General features: G+C 45.1%; 19 protein-coding genes, 1 tRNA gene and 1 pseudogene. 11 read left to right on the plus strand and 10 right to left on the minus strand.

Annotation, left to right across the window (positions count from 1 at the left end):
* The first annotated feature begins 160 nt into the window (after nucleotides 1-160).
* The 4 genes and pseudogenes from GBV73_RS00550 (at nucleotide 161) to GBV73_RS00565 (ending at nucleotide 2540) form a co-directional block, all read left to right on the plus strand.
* A complete protein-coding gene (locus tag GBV73_RS00550; protein WP_042698735.1) occupies nucleotides 161-952 on the plus strand; it encodes a DUF2666 family protein in 792 nt (263 codons plus the stop codon).
* A 132-nt stretch (nucleotides 953-1084) separates the two neighbouring features.
* Nucleotides 1085-1481: pseudogene (locus GBV73_RS00555) on the plus strand (RidA family protein).
* Nucleotides 1482-1527: 46 nt separating this feature from the next.
* Nucleotides 1528-1869 carry a CidA/LrgA family protein gene (locus GBV73_RS00560; protein WP_042698730.1) on the plus strand — a complete coding sequence of 114 codons (342 nt, stop codon included), beginning with the start codon at nucleotides 1528-1530 and terminating at the stop codon, nucleotides 1867-1869.
* Nucleotides 1866-2540 carry a CidB/LrgB family autolysis modulator gene (locus tag GBV73_RS00565; protein WP_152878701.1) on the plus strand — a complete coding sequence of 225 codons (675 nt, stop codon included), beginning with the start codon at nucleotides 1866-1868 and terminating at the stop codon, nucleotides 2538-2540. Before GBV73_RS00560 ends, GBV73_RS00565 begins: the two co-directional genes overlap by 4 nt.
* Here the strand turns inward: GBV73_RS00565 and GBV73_RS00570 are convergent.
* The 3 genes from GBV73_RS00570 to GBV73_RS00580 all read right to left on the minus strand — a co-directional run bounded on the left by GBV73_RS00570 (nucleotide 2505) and on the right by GBV73_RS00580 (nucleotide 4251).
* On the minus strand, nucleotides 2505-2939 hold the full coding sequence (locus GBV73_RS00570) for a Tfx family DNA-binding protein (RefSeq protein ID WP_042698725.1): 435 nt from the start codon (nucleotides 2937-2939) through the stop codon (nucleotides 2505-2507). The genes GBV73_RS00565 and GBV73_RS00570 overlap by 36 nt on opposite strands.
* Nucleotides 2940-2987: 48 nt before the next feature.
* Nucleotides 2988-4034 carry a transglutaminase-like domain-containing protein gene (locus GBV73_RS00575; RefSeq protein WP_152878702.1) on the minus strand — a complete coding sequence of 349 codons (1047 nt, stop codon included), beginning with the start codon at nucleotides 4032-4034 and terminating at the stop codon, nucleotides 2988-2990.
* Between the two features lie 139 nt (nucleotides 4035-4173).
* Nucleotides 4174-4251, minus strand: a tRNA-Tyr gene (locus GBV73_RS00580).
* A 163-nt stretch (nucleotides 4252-4414) separates the two neighbouring features.
* Here GBV73_RS00580 and GBV73_RS00585 point away from each other — a divergent pair.
* Both GBV73_RS00585 and hisS read left to right on the plus strand, forming a co-directional pair.
* Nucleotides 4415-5029 (plus strand): MarC family protein, encoded by a 615-nt coding sequence (locus GBV73_RS00585; RefSeq protein ID WP_152878715.1) that lies wholly within the window; start codon nucleotides 4415-4417, stop codon nucleotides 5027-5029.
* Between the two features lie 33 nt (nucleotides 5030-5062).
* Nucleotides 5063-6367, plus strand: coding sequence for a histidine--tRNA ligase (gene hisS / locus GBV73_RS00590; RefSeq protein ID WP_152878716.1), 1305 nt, complete (start codon nucleotides 5063-5065; stop codon nucleotides 6365-6367).
* Nucleotides 6368-6581: 214 nt separating this feature from the next.
* On the opposite strand, the gene GBV73_RS00595 is transcribed toward hisS, so the two are convergent.
* Together GBV73_RS00595 and GBV73_RS00600 are read right to left on the minus strand one after the other, a co-directional pair.
* Complete coding sequence (locus GBV73_RS00595) at nucleotides 6582-6929, minus strand: PadR family transcriptional regulator (protein WP_152878703.1); 348 nt, start codon at nucleotides 6927-6929, stop codon at nucleotides 6582-6584.
* Nucleotides 6919-8016, minus strand: coding sequence for a DUF3887 domain-containing protein (locus GBV73_RS00600; RefSeq protein WP_152878704.1), 1098 nt, complete (start codon nucleotides 8014-8016; stop codon nucleotides 6919-6921). The genes GBV73_RS00595 and GBV73_RS00600 overlap by 11 nt, the downstream gene beginning before the upstream one ends.
* An 84-nt stretch (nucleotides 8017-8100) precedes the next feature.
* Between GBV73_RS00600 and dph2 the strand changes: the two genes are divergently transcribed.
* Genes dph2 through GBV73_RS00620 form a run of 4 tightly spaced genes read left to right on the plus strand, consistent with a single transcriptional unit; the run spans nucleotide 8101 to nucleotide 11506 of the window.
* Nucleotides 8101-9138 (plus strand): diphthamide biosynthesis enzyme Dph2, encoded by a 1038-nt coding sequence (gene dph2, locus GBV73_RS00605; protein ID WP_042702048.1) that lies wholly within the window; start codon nucleotides 8101-8103, stop codon nucleotides 9136-9138.
* Between the two features lie 22 nt (nucleotides 9139-9160).
* Nucleotides 9161-9535: a hypothetical protein gene (locus tag GBV73_RS00610; RefSeq protein WP_152878705.1), complete on the plus strand. Its 375-nt coding sequence runs from the start codon at nucleotides 9161-9163 to the stop codon at nucleotides 9533-9535.
* 8 nt (nucleotides 9536-9543) lie between these two features.
* Entirely contained in the window at nucleotides 9544-10152 is a 609-nt protein-coding gene (locus tag GBV73_RS00615; RefSeq protein ID WP_042702039.1) for an METTL5 family protein, read from the plus strand.
* 1 nt (nucleotide 10153) lies between these two features.
* The gene (locus GBV73_RS00620) at nucleotides 10154-11506 is read left to right on the plus strand and encodes an RsmB/NOP family class I SAM-dependent RNA methyltransferase (RefSeq protein WP_152878706.1); all 1353 of its coding nucleotides are present in this window, start codon (nucleotides 10154-10156) and stop codon (nucleotides 11504-11506) included.
* Here the strand turns inward: GBV73_RS00620 and GBV73_RS00625 are convergent.
* The 5 genes from GBV73_RS00625 to GBV73_RS00645 all read right to left on the minus strand — a co-directional run bounded on the left by GBV73_RS00625 (nucleotide 11503) and on the right by GBV73_RS00645 (nucleotide 14883).
* Nucleotides 11503-12171, minus strand: coding sequence for an ATP-binding cassette domain-containing protein (locus GBV73_RS00625; RefSeq protein ID WP_152878707.1), 669 nt, complete (start codon nucleotides 12169-12171; stop codon nucleotides 11503-11505). The genes GBV73_RS00620 and GBV73_RS00625 overlap by 4 nt on opposite strands.
* On the minus strand, nucleotides 12155-12604 hold the full coding sequence (locus GBV73_RS00630; RefSeq protein ID WP_152878708.1) for a hypothetical protein: 450 nt from the start codon (nucleotides 12602-12604) through the stop codon (nucleotides 12155-12157). The genes GBV73_RS00625 and GBV73_RS00630 overlap by 17 nt, the downstream gene beginning before the upstream one ends.
* Nucleotides 12601-13299 carry an ABC transporter permease subunit gene (locus GBV73_RS00635; RefSeq protein WP_152878717.1) on the minus strand — a complete coding sequence of 233 codons (699 nt, stop codon included), beginning with the start codon at nucleotides 13297-13299 and terminating at the stop codon, nucleotides 12601-12603. The genes GBV73_RS00630 and GBV73_RS00635 overlap by 4 nt, the downstream gene beginning before the upstream one ends.
* Complete coding sequence (locus GBV73_RS00640) at nucleotides 13262-14362, minus strand: hypothetical protein (protein WP_152878709.1); 1101 nt, start codon at nucleotides 14360-14362, stop codon at nucleotides 13262-13264. Before GBV73_RS00640 ends, GBV73_RS00635 begins: the two co-directional genes overlap by 38 nt.
* 71 nt (nucleotides 14363-14433) lie before the next feature.
* On the minus strand, nucleotides 14434-14883 hold the full coding sequence (locus GBV73_RS00645) for a hypothetical protein (RefSeq protein WP_152878710.1): 450 nt from the start codon (nucleotides 14881-14883) through the stop codon (nucleotides 14434-14436).
* Nucleotides 14884-14943: 60 nt separating this feature from the next.
* On the opposite strand from GBV73_RS00645, the gene GBV73_RS00650 reads away from it, so the two are divergent.
* Nucleotides 14944-15251, plus strand: a 308-nt coding sequence (locus GBV73_RS00650) for a hypothetical protein (RefSeq protein ID WP_152878644.1), incomplete at its 3' end; no start/stop codon positions are given.

Raw genomic sequence — 15251 nt, forward strand, 5'->3', positions numbered from 1 at the left:
GAGGGCCCTTTTTCAACGCTGTTAATCTCCTCGCTCAAAATACCTCACCTCTCCCAAACTACGGTTGCTTGAGTGAACTTATAAACTTTTTTTAAAGAAAATCGACGAGCTTAGAAAAGCTAAAATAATAAGAATCCGAAAAAGACATGAGGTGATAAAAATGAAAATTGAAGATCACATAGCTTTCACGGCAAACCACAAAGACTGGAAAGTTGGAGATAAATTGGTAATGATGGAAGACCACAAAATAGCCCACTTCCTTGCAAGTGTCTCAAATACCGTCAATCTGAAGATCCCAGAGTATCTAACAGACGTCATGGATATTGCCAGAATAAGGAATCTAGCCGAGGAGATAGGAGAGAAAGAGCCTTGGGAGGTTTTAAAAACCCTGAAATCTCCAGGAACTTCAAGAAAACTTAATCCAATGATATTCGAAGATGATAAAAAACTCAAAAAGCTCCTTCTGGATGCCGCGAAAGCGTTGCTAGCAAGGGAAGCGCTCTCAAAGAAGTTCCCCGTCAGCTACCCGGAAGAGCCCATAAGGGAGCTTAGAACCACGCTCATGTATAATGAGGATCACATAAACTTCACCGCCAAGCATGGAAGCTGGATAGTTGTGAAAAGGCTGATAATAGACGATAAAACACCAATGGCAGATGTTGCAAGAATTTTGGCGAGTATAAATGAGACAACTGTTTCAAAGATTCCTGTATATGCCGGAATAGATTTAAAAGGAATAGAAGGATGGTTTGGAGACATCAAAAAGGCTAAAAGTGATAGCGAGATAAAAGCGCTTGTAGATAAGCTCCTCACCATCCCAATAGAACAGTATGCACCGGAAGAATTCGCGGGGCATGCAAAAGTCTATGCTCTAAGGATAGCTCTGCAGAAGGTTGGGCTTTCAATTGACGTTCCGTCCAAGTCCCTAGAAAAGTATCTTGAGAAGAGTTGAAAAGAGGATAAGATGATGAGGCCGAGGACACCCGAGGAGCCCGATGAGGACTCTTCGCTTCGCTGATTCTTAATTCTTTTTTCCGAAAAGTTTTTAATAACAATTCCATAATAAAATTCGGAGGTGATTGCAATGGTGAAGAGGAATGTGATCTATACCGAGAACGCTCCGAAGCCAATAGGGCCATACAGCCAGGCAATCTTGGTTGAAAACCCGGATAAGATACTCTTCATTTCAGGACAGATTCCAATAAACCCAGAAACAGGGGAACTCGTTAAAGGAGACATAAGAGAGCAGGCAAGGCAAGCAATAGAGAACCTGATAGCAGTTCTAGAAGCCGCAGGGGCGACAGTTGATGATGTTGTAAAGGTCAACGTTTATTTGGATGACATAAACGACTTCGAAGAGTTCAATAAAGTGTATGAAGAATACTTCGGGCATTCAAAGCCAGCTAGGGGCAGTGGTGCAGGTAGGAAAGCTTCCAAAGGGAGTCAAGGTAGAGATAGAAGCAATAGCAATCTTTGAGTGATTCGTTAGATTTTTATCTTTCTGTATCTTAGTTTTTTATGATGCTTATGTACAAGGGACTTGGCATAATCTTCGGTTTTCTCTTCATTGGAGAGCTCTTGAGCGAAGCATTTAATCTTCCAATACCCGGGAACGTCATCGGAATGATTTTGCTAACTTTTGCACTTTTATTCAACGTTGTAGAGCTGAAAGACGTTGAAAAAGAAGCAGAGTTCTTCATAAAGAATATGAGCGTGATGTTTATCCCACCAGGAGTTGGAGTCATAACATATTGGGGGCTCATAAAAAGCCAGGCAGTCCCGATTTTTGGGGCCTTGGTGATAAGCTTTGCTCTTACGTTGATTTTAACGGCGAAGTTTGTTGAACTCCTAAGAGGTGGCGAAAAATGAACTCCCTCGGAATTTTTCTAACGATTGCAGTTTTCTACTTATTTTCAAAGATTTATGAAAAGAAAAGAGCCTTTTATTTAAATCCCGTTATGCTTTCCATAATCACAATAGCGTTCATCCTACATCTGACAGGGATTAGCTACGAGACTTATATGGAGAGTGCCAAGATTATAAGCTACCTTTTAAGCCCGGCAGTTGTTAGCCTTGCAGTCCCCCTCTATAAGCAGAGAGGAATAATAAAGGAGTATTCAAAGGAGATATTCGCGGGAATAGTCTTTGGTGGGACGCTAGCAATCCTAAGCGCATTTTACGTTGCAAAGATTTTGGGTGGTAGCGAGAGCGTTCTTCTAAGCATAGCCCCTAAGAGCATTACAACGGCAATAGCCATAGGGGTTAGTGAGAAGATAGGAGGCATACCACCTTTAACGGCAGTTTTAGTCATACTAACGGGAATACTAGGAAATGCCATTGGAGTTGAGATGCTAGATGCTTTCAAAATAAAGGACCGGGTTGCGAGAGGGCTTGCAATGGGAGTTACTTCTCACGGCCTAGGAACCGCAAGGATAATACTGGTTGATGAGCTTTCTGGGGCAGTCAGTGGTCTTGCAATGGCACTAAACGGTGTTTTCACGTCCTTAATCCTTCCCTATCTCCTCAAGCTCCTCCAGTAAGTGCTCGCTCACCTTAAGCTTATCGCGGGTGTCCAAAAACAGAACAAAGTTCTTCTTTGCTATTCTCTCCTCTATCGGAGCGTTTTCAACGAGGAAGGCTATAATTTCTGGAGTTGTGTAGGGAACCTTTACCCCAACTTCATCGGCTTTCTCGAAAAGCCTGTCTGGGACCTTAAAAATGTCTTCTCCTTTTTTGACTTCAATGGCGACCTTGGAATTTATCTGCTCCCACAGCAGAAGGGTGTTTTTAGCCTTTTCAATTTTTTCCAGTGCGCGCTTTTCTAAAATACTCACATTTGCCCTGCTTGTGCCCAGAATTTCAGCTATCTCACTCTGTTTTAGCCCCTTAGCCCTTAGACGAAGTATTCTGATCTGCTGTTCCGTGAGGAAGGTCTTCATTTTAAACACCATAGTTTAACTTGATTTCAGAGGTTAAAAGGTTTTTGACTACTTCCTCGCCAGGATAAGCTCTATCTTAAGATCATCCCCCTCAGTTTCAGCATTGACCCAGAAAAAGCGGTAATCCCGCAAATCTGCCAAGATTTCTGGGGTGTCTTTTATGCTGGAGTAGATATAGTCCACAAACTGCTCGTGGAACTCCGGACTGTAATACATGGCAAAATTAGGGAGAGTTATAGTCCACTTCTTCCCAGAAGAATACCCGATAAGCTTTCCGGATTTAAGGTTCTCGTCTTTCTTTAGATTTGGAAACTCGTCCTCTATTTTTTCTACGACTTCCCGCGTCAGCCTTACGGCATCGAAGTGCGTGAAAACGTAGTCTTCGTTCAGGAAGTCCGATGAGTAGAGCACCGCAAGCTTCTCAACATCTGCTCCCCCGCTCCATCGAACCCGATAAAGGGTCGCATTTGAAATTGCCTTCCCTTCAACCTTCTTCCAGTGGAGGTAGTAGCTCCCCAAGTCCATAACGGGAGGTTTCTGATCCAGAACAAAGAACTTCCCGCCAATCTTCGCTAAAGCTGCTGTATGGCCTACCTCACTGTTTTCAAAATTTATTTCAAGGGCATAAGCCTCAGTGTAGTTCATTGCAAACAGTAGGGCAATTGTTAAAACTGTATAATCCGTGCATATCCCCTTTCCAAGGGTCACGGTCTCTGAGGGGCTTTGGATTTTTGAGCCACCGGTTATTTCCACTCTTCCCGTCAGATATGTTGTTATTTTTGCAGGTGAAAGGGATGCTTTCTCAAAATCATACCTTATGTTGTCTTCTTCCCATTCAAGAATTTTCCAGACGTCTTCCCTTATGTCTCCCTCTTGTAATTCGTCCGCAATTGGAAGAAGCGTCTCCACTTCTTCCGGAGTTATCAGGCATTCTATGGCGGAATCCAAGAAGTAGTAACTTTCCTCTCCACACGCCTCTAAGGGAGTTGAGGGTATTTCAGATTCTATTGAAGGAGAGTATAATCTAGGAGAAGAGATGCACCCACCAACCACGGAAAGAAGAATCAATGCTATCAGGGTCATTTTTGACTTCATAATACCAGAAATGAAATTGTCATTTATACGTTTTCTGCTTGGAGTACCAAGAAAGCAATTGAATACTCCTTCAGGAGTTGAAGGCCACAAGAACTGAAGTTTCGGAATTAAGGACTCCAAAAACGTCAAAAACTTTTGGTGGTCCCGCGGGCCGGATTTGAACCGGCGACCTGCGGATCTACAGTCCGCCGCCACTCCCAGGCTAGGCTACCGCGGGACCCTACAGCCCAGCCCTCAATCACTACTCATCTCGAAGTGGTTTATAAATCTTTCTGTGGTGCTCAGGCAACCGAGTGTTAATCACCGTTCATCCAGTGCCGGTTTCATCATAGCATGGCATAAGTTTATAAGCGACTTCCCTTGAAAATCTTTCGATGAACATGATAAGTGAAGTTCTCAGCTCTGCACTGCTTATGATAATCATGATAGACCCAAGCGACAAAATACTCCTGGTTAGCCTGCTTAGGGAAGACTTCCACATAGAGGACATAAAACAGCTGATAATAAGAGCCAACCTCATAGGGTTCTTCCTTCTGATTCTCTTCGCCCTGGCTGGAAAGATAATACTGCAAGATATATTCCACATAGATTTGAACGCCCTCAGAGTAGCAGGCGGTTTTGTGCTCTTCAAAATAGGTCTTGAAGCTCTCGAAGGCGGTGGTATGGTAACGCTCAAAAAGGAGAAGAATATTTTAGCCTTAGCAGCCGTACCTGTTGCCACGCCCTTAATAGCTGGTCCGGCAGCAATCACAACCGCAATAACACTAACAGCAGAATACGGCATAGAGGTCTCTGCTCTGGCAATCGTAATAGCTATATTAACCACTGCTCTTATCATGATAATAACCCTCTACGCCGTCGAAAACGTAAGCAAAACAACGCTTGGCGTGTTTATCAGAATAATTGGTCTCTTTACAATGGCCATTGGAGCCCAGATGATGGTGGAAGGCGTTGGAGGAATATTCCTAAAGCTCATGGCATCAACAACTTTTTAACTCTCTATTCTTTCAATCTGGTAGGTGAGAGAGATGGACAGAATTCAGCGAGTTAAGGGAACAAGAGATCTGCTTCCCGAGGATATGGCAAAGAGAAGATACGTGTTTGAGAAAATAAGGGAAGTTTTCGAAGCTTATGGGTTTAAGGAGATACTCACACCAACTTTCGAGTACACAAAGCTCTTCGAGTTGCGGAGCGGGGAAGAGGTTGTTGAGCAGTTATACGCTTTTGAAGACAAAGGTGGAAGAAACATCGCCCTCAGACCTGATTTGACTTCAAGCGTTGCGAGACTTTTTGTGAACTATTTCCAAACCGCACCGAAGCCAATAAGATGGTATTACATAGCGAACATGTTCCGCTACGAGGAGCCGCAGAGTGGAAGGCTGAGAGAGTTCTGGCAAGCGGGAGTTGAGCTTATAGGCTCTCCAAACATAGAGGCTGATGCCGAGGTTATCGCACTTTTCATAGAAAGCTACCTCAACACAGGCTTGAGAGAATTCACAGTCAACATTGGGGACAGAGTCATTTTGGATGAGTTTGCGAAGATGCTCGGCGTGGAAGACGATATCGGGCTCATGAGGCTGATAGACAAAAAAGACAAGATGAGCAGAGAGGACTTCACAAAGAGCCTAAGAGAGTTTGGGCTCGGTGAAGAAGAGATAGAAAAGGTCTTCGCCCTAATAGAACTGAAGGGCAAGCCCGATGATGTTTTACCAAAAGCGTACGAGCTTTTCGAAAGTGAAACTGCAAGAGAAGAACTGAAGAAGATTGAAGAGCTTTTTGAACTGCTGAAAGCCTATGGCGTTGAGAACTACGCATTGGTAGATTTCGGAATAGCCAGAGGGTTTGACTACTACACCAGCATAGTCTTTGAGGCAATAGCTCCAAATGACCTTGGTATCGGATCGATAGGCGGCGGGGGAAGATACGACAACCTTATAGAGGTCTTCGGAGGAAAGCCAACCCCCGCAACGGGTTTTGCAATTGGTATAGAAAGGCTAATCCCAATCTTGGAGAGCAAAGGACTTCTGCCAGAGCTTAAAGTTGGAAGTGACGTCTTCATTGTGTACATAGGAAATGAGCTTGAGATAAAGAAAAAAGCCATAGAGATAACCCAGATGCTGAGAAAGGCAAAGATTAAGGCAGAATATGATATTCAAAGAAGAAAACTAAGCAAGGCGCTTGACTACGCCAACAGCATAGGCGCGAGAGTTGTGGTGATTCTCGGAAAGAGAGACCTAGCCGAGGGGAATGTCACAATAAGAAACATGGAAAGCGGAGAGCAAATAACGATCCCAATAGAAAAGACCGTGGAAGAAGTGAAAAAGATGCTGTGATGAGCAAACCCGTCGCTGAAGGGTGATGAAAGGATCGACTAGCTGAACTTTTTCTTTACCTCAAATTTGTTTTTCTTTCTCTCAAGACGCCATTTTTCTATTGCTCGAACAAAGGGGCACCTTGCCCTCCAGTAATTAAGGAGCTTCCTCAGCATTTCGGATCACCAACAAAAGTTCCCGATAAAAGTTTAAAAGAAATTTTATGAAATAAAATTCAAAAATTGTCTTCGAGCACCTTTCTCATAAGCTCGATCTCTTCTCTCAGCTCTTCAAGGACTTCTTCTCCGGTTTTGGTTATCTCATAGTACCTCCTCACCCGCCCTCCAACTTCCATCCATTCTCCCTTTATCAGGTTATACCTCTCAAGGGTCCTGAGGATTCCGTAGAGAGTGCTCTCACTTGGCACAAATTTTCCCCCACTGATGTTTTCAAGGGCTTTTCTTAAGGCATAACCGTGAGTTTTCTCTTTTTTTAAAAAAGAAAGGACTAAATAAGCGTATATTCCCGCCCTAATTTCTTTTCTGAATTTCTCCAATGCCTTTTTCTTGTGGTCACCAAACAATCCTGTCTTCCTCCCTCTCCTCCTTCACTTTGGGCAAGCCATAGCGGAGCAAGAGCACTGAGACAGTCAAGAGGAGCACATAGATCACAGCCAAAACCACTGGTGATGGCTTGAACTGGTAATATGCAGCAAAGGTGTCTATTATGCCGTGAGCAACGCTCAAAGCCAGCAGGGCTTTCTTCCCAAAGCCGTTCTTGTAGGAGTAAGCCAAAACCACGGTTGTTCCGGCATGGAACAGAGTGGCCAAGTAGCGTTCGAGCATGGAAACGAGAGCATTGGCGAGACTTGGAGTCACCCCACCCAATGCAATAAGCTGAATCGCCTGTAAGGCAGGAACAAGGATCGCTTCACCAAGCCCAAAGCCAATACCAATGAAAAGGGCCTCGTTAAGATACTTGCCTTTTGAAAGCCCATATTTCAGACTCTCTTGGAAAAATCCAGCAACAAAACCAAGCCACACTGCCGCAAAAACTACGAAGATTGTTCCCCTGGCAACTATCTCCGAGTTTGATCTTATACCAACTGCCAAGAAGGGTGCATTCTGTATTAGAGGTTGAATGCCAAGTGTTATTGCAACCAGTACGATGCCCAAAATTATCTCCGCGACACCTATTTTCTTAAATCCAAGCATGTAAAATGTCAGCAATGCTAAAAAGCCTCCCAGGACCGGGAAGAATAGTGCAACTCCTAACGGAATACCTGCTTCTTTTGAATTTACTGCATCAATCCATATGCCGGAGAGCTTGTATTCCCCGTTGACCTCTTTAAACACCAACCTTATGGTGACATTTGCTCTCTCAAATTCAAAGTTATAATAACCAAGTATGAACTCTCCTGTTTTCCCTTCTTTAACAAAGCTGTAGCCTTTAAACTCCCCATATTTTGATATAAGATCGTTCCTGAAAGCGTTAAATTGATTTTCGTCAAAGGCTCTTTTCATTTCCTCATCCAGATAGGGCCGCAAAACGTAATAATCACCCGTTTTAAGGGCGTTGAATGTGGCCTCAGCAACATAGTCATAGGGCCTTTCCGCTAGGGCGAACGTGCTAAGAAAAACAATTATCAGCAAGAGTCCGAGCTTTCTCATTTTCACCACCATACCTCGAAGTTCGAAGTATTGTTGGAGCCAAATCTTTAAAAGAATTTTGTTTTTGAAGGAATTGGTGAGCCTATGTACGAACTTCACGAGAGAGAAGTTTTGGAGAAGCTGAGAGAGCTGAATGCGAAGAGAGTTTTGATTCAAACTCCTGAGGGTCTCAAGAAAGAGGCACAGTTTTTGGCAGAGTTTCTTGAAGAAAACGGCATAGAGAGTCTGATAAGCGGTGAGGTTAATTATGGGGCCTGCGATCCGGCAGATAAAGAAGCCAAAATGCTCGGGTGTGATGCCCTAATCCACCTCGGTCACTCATACATGGTGCTTAACCTCGAAGTTCCGACGATTTTCATTCCCGCCTTTGCAAAGGTAGATGTGATTGAAGCGTTATCAAAAAATATATCTGAGATAAGAAAGCTTGGGAAGAGAATAGCCCTGGTTACGACGGTTCAGCACATAAAGGACTTGCAAAAGGCGAAAGAATTCCTTGAAAATGAGGGATTTGAGGTAAAAGTTGGTAAAGGGGATGGAAGGGTTTCCTTCCCGGGCCAGGTTTTGGGGTGCAATTTCTCTGCAGCAAAAGTGGAAGCCGATGGAGTTCTCTTTATTGGAGCAGGCTACTTCCACCCCATTGGCGTTGCTTTAGCCACAAAAAAGCCAACTTTAGCTATAAACCCGTACAGCGGCGATGCGATATGGATGGATAAAGAGGCAGAGCGGCTCATCAGGAAGCGCTGGGCACAGATAGCCAAGGCATACGATGCGGAGAAGTTTGGAGTAATAACAAGTACCAAGAAAGGCCAGCTGAGACTTGGAGAGGCCAGAAAAATCGCGAAGCTGCTGAGAGAACGTGGAAAAAAGGCCCAACTGATAGTTATGAACCACATAAGCTACCCAGCTCTGGAAGGCTTTGACTTTGACGCTTACGTTGTGGTCGCCTGCCCGAGGGTGCCGATAGACGATGTTGATAACTGGAGAAAGCCAGTGCTTACTCCAAGAGAGCTTGAGATTCTGCTCGGGCTGAGAGAAGACTATGAGTTCGATGAAATATTCGGGGGCAAACGGGATCAGGACGAACCCATTGGAATAAGCCTCAAGCTTCCAAAGTCTTTATAAGCCCCATTTCCAATTCCCTATCATGCAGAATGTTGATGTTATCATCTATACCCTCCTTGTGCTTCTATACTACCTCTTCCTGAAAACAGCATTAGATGTTTTCACGTACAAGGAAATGAAAAGCTATTCGATTCTAGCAATCTCCGTTGTGGGTGTAGGAATTTCTCTTGGAATAGACCTCTTTCTTGGGGTTTTGGTACTTTTTGCGGTTTTAAAAATGCTGAAACTGAATTTAAAAGAAGCTCTCGTTGTGGCGTTCACAGCGGAGTTCGGATTTCTCTTAGGGGTGATTGTGGTAATGTTTATATTGACCACAGCAGGGACAATGTTCGGTATAGAGGGCCTTGAGTTCAACATGACTTGGGAAGAGCTTCTCCAGTATATTGCAAGCCCGTAGGTGATAGAATGAAGAAAAAACACCTCGCAATTATCCTCTCGAAGTTGAAGGGTTTTGAAGAACCTAAACCAGAGCTTGAGCAGTATAGAACTCCCGGTGACGTTGCCGCGGAGCTTTTGTGGTTAGCCCATTCCATGGGAGACATCGAGGGAAAAATCATAGCCGATCTTGGAGCCGGGACCGGGGTTTTAAGCATTGGAGCAAGCCTGATGGGGGCTAAAAAGGTTTATGCAGTCGAAAAAGACAAAAAAGCCCTTGAGATAGCGATGGAAAATGCAAAAACACTGAACATTACCAACATAGAGTTTGTGAATGCACCGGTAGAGGACTTCAACGTGAAAGTTGATACTGTGATAATGAACCCTCCCTTTGGAAGTCAAAACCCAAAAGCGGATAGACCTTTCCTTCTCAAGGCTTTTGACGTCAGCGATGTTGTTTATTCCATCCACCTCGCCAAGGAAGAAGTTAGGAAGTTTATTGAAGCTTTTGTTAAAGACAACGGCTTCAAAATTACCCACCGCCTAACCTTGCCCTTTGAAATCCCGGCCCAGTTTTTCTTCCACCGAAAAAGGCTTGAGAGGATTTTGGTAGACATTTACAGATTTGAGAGGGATTGATATGGGTAAGCTAAAGCTAAGCGACAGACAGCTCTACGCCCTGATAGAGGCCCTTAAGCTTGGGGAAGAAGTAAAACCCAGCCAGCAGGCAAAAAGAAAAGCATTTGCAAAGTATAAGATAGAAGGCTGGGAAAACTCCAAGCTAACGGGGATATTTTACTCTATCCAGAGGCGTCTGGGTTTAATAGATGAAATAATTGAAGAGCTTGTGGGGGTTTCTCCACTCATCCTCGACCCATGGCTGAGGGCAACTCTAAGGGTAGCCGTAGAAGTCGCTATCTTCAGAGACCCGAACGAGAAAACCCTTCAGCACCTCAAGGGGCTGGCTCAGTTCCTCTCGAAGAGGACTCATCCCTACGTGGGCTATTACTACTATGAACTTTTTCCAAGGATCATTAACTATATTCCAAAGCTCGACACGGAGGAAAAAAGACTCAAGTGGGAGTACCTCTTTCCGGAATGGTTCATAGCGAGGATGAAAGTGTTGCTTGGAGAAGAAGCCGAAGAACTCCTAAAGGCGCTAAACGAAACCCTTCCAACGAGCATAAGGGTAAATCGCCTTAAAGTGAGCGTTGAAGAGGTTGAGAACTATCTGAAAAAGAAGGGAATCCGCTTTGAGAGGAGCAAGAGAGTTGAAACCGTAATCAGAATTCTCGATCCCTTTAACCCGGAGTGGCTCTTCAACAAAGGCTATGCCATAGCGCAGGAGGAAGCTTCTGCCGTTGCACCTCTTATTCTCTCTCCAAAGCCCGGGGAGACAGTGGTGGATTTAGCAGCAGCTCCCGGAGGGAAAACTACCCACATGGCAGAGCTCATGGAGAACAAGGGTAGAATCTATGCCTTCGATGTGGACAAAGCCAGAATAAAGCGCATGGAAGAAGTCCTGAGGAGGACAGGAGTAAAGATTGCAGAGGTTATCAAAGCCGATGGAAGAAAAGCACCAGAAATTCTTGGCGAGGGAATCGCCGATAAAGTGATGCTCGATGCACCATGCACCAGTGACGGAACGATAGCAAAGAACCCGGAACTGAGGTGGCGCCTCCGGGAGAAGAACATCCCCAAAGTAGTAACCCTTCAGAAAGAACTTATCGAGAGCGCATGGAAGCTCCTGAAGCCGGGCGGAAGGTTGCTATACTCAACCTGCTCCATGCTTCCAGAGGAAAACGAGGAAGTCGTGAGGTGGTTCCTTGAAAGGCATCCAGATGCTAAGTTAATTCCTCTAAGGGGCCCTTACGATGAGGGCTTTCTCGAAGGGACGATGAGGGCCTGGCCCCACAGGCACAAAACCATAGGGTTCTTCTATGCGCTTATAGAAAAAAGGAGATCCGAATCTCGTATAGTACGGGCTTGTTAAATACCGAGCCTCTGAAGGAACTCTATCCCTTCATCCCTTTCCCCTGCAAAGGCCACTTCCCCGCCAACGAGCACCACGGTCCTGTCAATGATGTTATAGATCGGCCTCCACAGATGGGAAAGTATTATCATGTTCGTGCCATTCGCGGCTCTCTGTTTGATGATCCTTGCAACCTCGGATATTCCACTAACGTCAAGGCCCGAAAATGGCTCGTCAAGGATTAGAAGCTCATTCTCCCCCAATAAAGCTAAAAGAATGCTCAGGCGTTTTTTCATTCCGCTGGAGTATTCTGCAACGGGTCTGTTTAGGGCCGCTGTATAGGGGAACAGTCTTTGGATAAGATTTCTGTCTGCTTTAATCTCTTTTAATTCCTCAAGAAACTTGATCAAATCCTTTCCTTTCCGGTATTTTGGGAGAGAGGGAGGATCTATGCTGATTCCAACTATCCGCTTAATTTCTGGGTTGTTCCAGGGATCCCTTCCAAGCAGGGTCACCCTCCCACTGCTCGGCCTCCAAAAGCCTACCAGTAGTTTTATAAGGCTCGACTTTCCGCTTCCGTTCGGGCCAGCTATGAGGGTTACCCCACTGTCTATCTCCAGATTTATGTTCTTCAGAATTTCGACGTTTCCAATTCTCTTGGAAACATCCTCAAAGCGCCCAATCATCCTTCTCCCTCCAGAAGCCGAGCGACATGAGAAGTACTGCTAGAGAGAGTGTCAGGAAGTGCGCCCGCCAGTTCTGGGTGGGGAAGCCTACGTCGACGGCCCGTATTGTTGCGCTGCCTGAGTACGACCCGTTAATGACCACACCATAATAACCTGGGTGAGGCAGGACAACCCTGATAATCTCCCCTGTAATTTTGCCCTCCTTTAGAGTTTTATTCTCATCAAGGTCGATTATTGTGTAGCTCCCATCACCCTGGCCCATAAAGGACATCTCAACTAACGCAGAGGTGGGGGAGTAGAAACATGATACTTCAGTTGCCCCGAGGGGTAGAACAGGGTACCGGACATCATCGGTATCAGTTGCAAGTTGGAACGCTATGGACACTGCGGTGACCAGAGCAATTACCGCTGGGATGAGTTTCCAGGCGTTCATCTCACGTCCCTCCTGGCGGAAATTTCTATTGCCACAGGGATGAGAACAGCTGAAACGACTAGGTATGGCAAGAGCGTTTTCAGCTCGTTTTCTATTGCAATATTCTGGAGTGTCAAAACGGGGTTGAAAATTTTCACGTATGTGAGAACAAAGATGGTGAAAAACGATAACATGCTTGCGATTGGAGCATTTGGAACCAGCACCGAGAAGAGTGCGGACAGACTTACTGTATAGAGGAGAATCGAAGCGTAGAAGGCGAGCAAAACGTGAAAATGTGCTGCGACCACCTTGAGGCTATTGATGGGGGAAAAATGGAGTGAAAAGAGCAAGATGTGTGTGATCAGTATGAGTGCGAGGAAATGCATGTAGACACATACGATTTTGGAAAGGATTATTGTCCGGATTGACACGGGGAGTGAGTACAGAAAGTAGGAACTGCCGTCGTCCCGTTCTCCCCTTATCGTCAGGGCAGTCAAAATTGAGACACCAAGGCTCACCGGGATGTACGTGCTCGCTGAGAACATAATGAAAAGAGAATCATGAAGCCACGACTGTGGAGTGTTTGACAAAATGAGTGGTACGGCTTTTATTAAGTTCATCTTCATGAAAAAGGCCGAGATTCCAGCGAGGATTACGAGAATGTAGTCCTTTATTGGGTCATTGCTTTCCCATACGACGAGTTTTAGCCCTTTCATAACCAACCACCAAGAAAACTGTTATGGCCAGCACAAACACGGCAATGGCATCGAGGGGTATTTGGACGTTTTCAAGCATTCCAGTTTCAGAATAAAAGGCGTTAGTATCTTCGAGAACCATTCCGAACCCGTATATATCCTTGCTTTTGATTATGGGGTCGTCTGTCCTGTTGAAGTGCTCCCTATCTGAGAAAAGGACTCTCTTGAAACCGAACAGTTCCCAGATCGGTGATACCGGGGTGTATCCCTCAATTAAGACCCCCGAGCCGGGATCGTAGAGTGCGAAGTTGGATAAATTCCCGTAAAAGTTCGTAGTTACTAAGACAACCGGGGGTTTGAAGGCTCCAAATCTCGTGTGGACTGTCGCATTCAGTTCCCTGACTTCGTTTATGAACCACCCGTTCATAATGGTTCTTCCTTTTACATCCAAATCTGTAAGAAACAGCGTGTTCATTCCGAGCTTTTCGCCGTTACGTAAAACAGAATTGTCCGTAAGGGACACGTTGAAAGTTATAGACCTCGACAGATTTGGGATCGTCTCATTTGAGAACAGGCCCTCAGTGGCTCCGTTATCCCCTGCGTATAGCCAGTAAGTTTGATTGGTCTTTTCAATTGTTACGAGAACACCTTCAGCACCGTCACATACCTTGACTCTCCCGTCCTGAACATCTGCAAATCTGCAGGGTCCACTTTGTGTGAAGTTCAGACTTGAGTACTTCTCGATTAATTCCCTGGCCTTTTTGAGACCCTCTTCGGCATTTAGTGCTCTCTGATAGTGCATCGTGAGGTTGTAAACCCTGAGCTGGGCCTTTAGCTCGATTTGGTCCTTGGCAACATCCAGTATCTCCCACCTGAGCACACCATAGGTTCCAAAATATACGGTTCCGTTGTGACATTCAATAACTACCGCACGCTCCCCTCTGGCTGTGTACTCAAAATAAGTCCCCGGCATCGCCCAGTATGGTCTTGAGAACACCACGGTACTCAGAGTTGAGATGGCAAGGAAAAACACGAAAAGAGATAAAACTCCCCTCTTGGTTCGTAACCCTGCGTGTTCCCTCATATTGCCCACCGCATGCTGTTTCTGACACTTAATCACGTTCAGGTGTTAAGGCCATTGGGGTCTACAAATATTCAGTTTGTTGATGTTGATTCTTCGTTCGCTGTTCCCATTGCTCCATGACCTTCAATCCAATGTATCTCTGCAGACAACTCGCCACAAGTTGTTTCTGCGTGGATCCAAGCAAACCCATATGCTACTGTCCCAGGAGTCCCAGTAGTATAGACTAAGTGGCATTGTGGGTATGCTATAGCATACTTTCGGATATTATAAAGCAGAGGCGGGTATAGTTGACTTGCCTTCCCACTAATGTAGACATATGCAGCATCTATATATGGGTCATACTCCCCCCCAACCTTATCGGAGTCTTGAACGACAGGGTCTCTGAAGCCGGGGTCCATTAAGGCTCCTATTTCTTGTTCTTCATGATGTGGAGGTTCAGTCGCGAATACAGCACCCGCTTTTGCAAATACTAGCAAAATACTAAATATTACACTCACACCTATAATGTATGTTCTTTTCATAAGGACATCACTATAAATAACTTGCCCAGTATGTATATAAAGTTTTTGATCATTGTGGGCGTGTTTATAGTAACCTTTATTAGGGTTTTTGCTGAATTCTTTCAGGTGGTTGTCGTGATCCCCAGATGGGATCACAGACTCAAAGACCCTGAAAGCGTGGCATTCGCAATTCTTGACGTTTTAGCAGACTTCGAATCAGAAGGAAAGCTGAAGAACCTGCCAAAATCCAAAAAATTTCCAGTAAAAACAATACTGGCAATACTCCTCTTTAAACAATACTACAACCTACCCCTCAGAGACGCCCAGCACTACGGCAGAAAATTCTTCGGAGCAAACATTCACTACTCAACCCTCCACAACTGGGAGAA

It is taken from the genome of Thermococcus sp. 101 C5, from assembly GCF_009372125.1.
Lineage (GTDB): Archaea > Methanobacteriota_B > Thermococci > Thermococcales > Thermococcaceae > Thermococcus_A > Thermococcus_A bergensis.

Bases quoted from the DNA above. Each gene is read 5' to 3' on its own strand.
- hisS (WP_152878716.1), top strand. From the start codon at position 5,063: ATGGACAGAATTCAGCGAGTTAAGGGAACAAGAGATCTGCTTCCCGAG.
- GBV73_RS00565 (WP_152878701.1), top strand. From the start codon at position 1,866: ATGAACTCCCTCGGAATTTTTCTAACGATTGCAGTTTTCTACTTATTT.
- dph2 (WP_042702048.1), top strand. From the start codon at position 8,101: ATGTACGAACTTCACGAGAGAGAAGTTTTGGAGAAGCTGAGAGAGCTG.
- GBV73_RS00640 (WP_152878709.1), bottom strand. From the start codon at position 14,362: ATGAGGGAACACGCAGGGTTACGAACCAAGAGGGGAGTTTTATCTCTT.
- GBV73_RS00585 (WP_152878715.1), top strand. From the start codon at position 4,415: ATGATAAGTGAAGTTCTCAGCTCTGCACTGCTTATGATAATCATGATA.
- GBV73_RS00635 (WP_152878717.1), bottom strand. From the start codon at position 13,299: ATGAAAGGGCTAAAACTCGTCGTATGGGAAAGCAATGACCCAATAAAG.
- GBV73_RS00620 (WP_152878706.1), top strand. From the start codon at position 10,154: ATGGGTAAGCTAAAGCTAAGCGACAGACAGCTCTACGCCCTGATAGAG.
- GBV73_RS00560 (WP_042698730.1), top strand. From the start codon at position 1,528: ATGTACAAGGGACTTGGCATAATCTTCGGTTTTCTCTTCATTGGAGAG.
- GBV73_RS00575 (WP_152878702.1), bottom strand. From the start codon at position 4,034: ATGAAGTCAAAAATGACCCTGATAGCATTGATTCTTCTTTCCGTGGTT.
- GBV73_RS00645 (WP_152878710.1), bottom strand. From the start codon at position 14,883: ATGAAAAGAACATACATTATAGGTGTGAGTGTAATATTTAGTATTTTG.
- GBV73_RS00630 (WP_152878708.1), bottom strand. From the start codon at position 12,604: ATGAACGCCTGGAAACTCATCCCAGCGGTAATTGCTCTGGTCACCGCA.
- GBV73_RS00610 (WP_152878705.1), top strand. From the start codon at position 9,161: ATGCAGAATGTTGATGTTATCATCTATACCCTCCTTGTGCTTCTATAC.
- GBV73_RS00625 (WP_152878707.1), bottom strand. From the start codon at position 12,171: ATGATTGGGCGCTTTGAGGATGTTTCCAAGAGAATTGGAAACGTCGAA.
- GBV73_RS00600 (WP_152878704.1), bottom strand. From the start codon at position 8,016: ATGAGAAAGCTCGGACTCTTGCTGATAATTGTTTTTCTTAGCACGTTC.
- GBV73_RS00550 (WP_042698735.1), top strand. From the start codon at position 161: ATGAAAATTGAAGATCACATAGCTTTCACGGCAAACCACAAAGACTGG.
- GBV73_RS00570 (WP_042698725.1), bottom strand. From the start codon at position 2,939: ATGAAGACCTTCCTCACGGAACAGCAGATCAGAATACTTCGTCTAAGG.
- GBV73_RS00615 (WP_042702039.1), top strand. From the start codon at position 9,544: ATGAAGAAAAAACACCTCGCAATTATCCTCTCGAAGTTGAAGGGTTTT.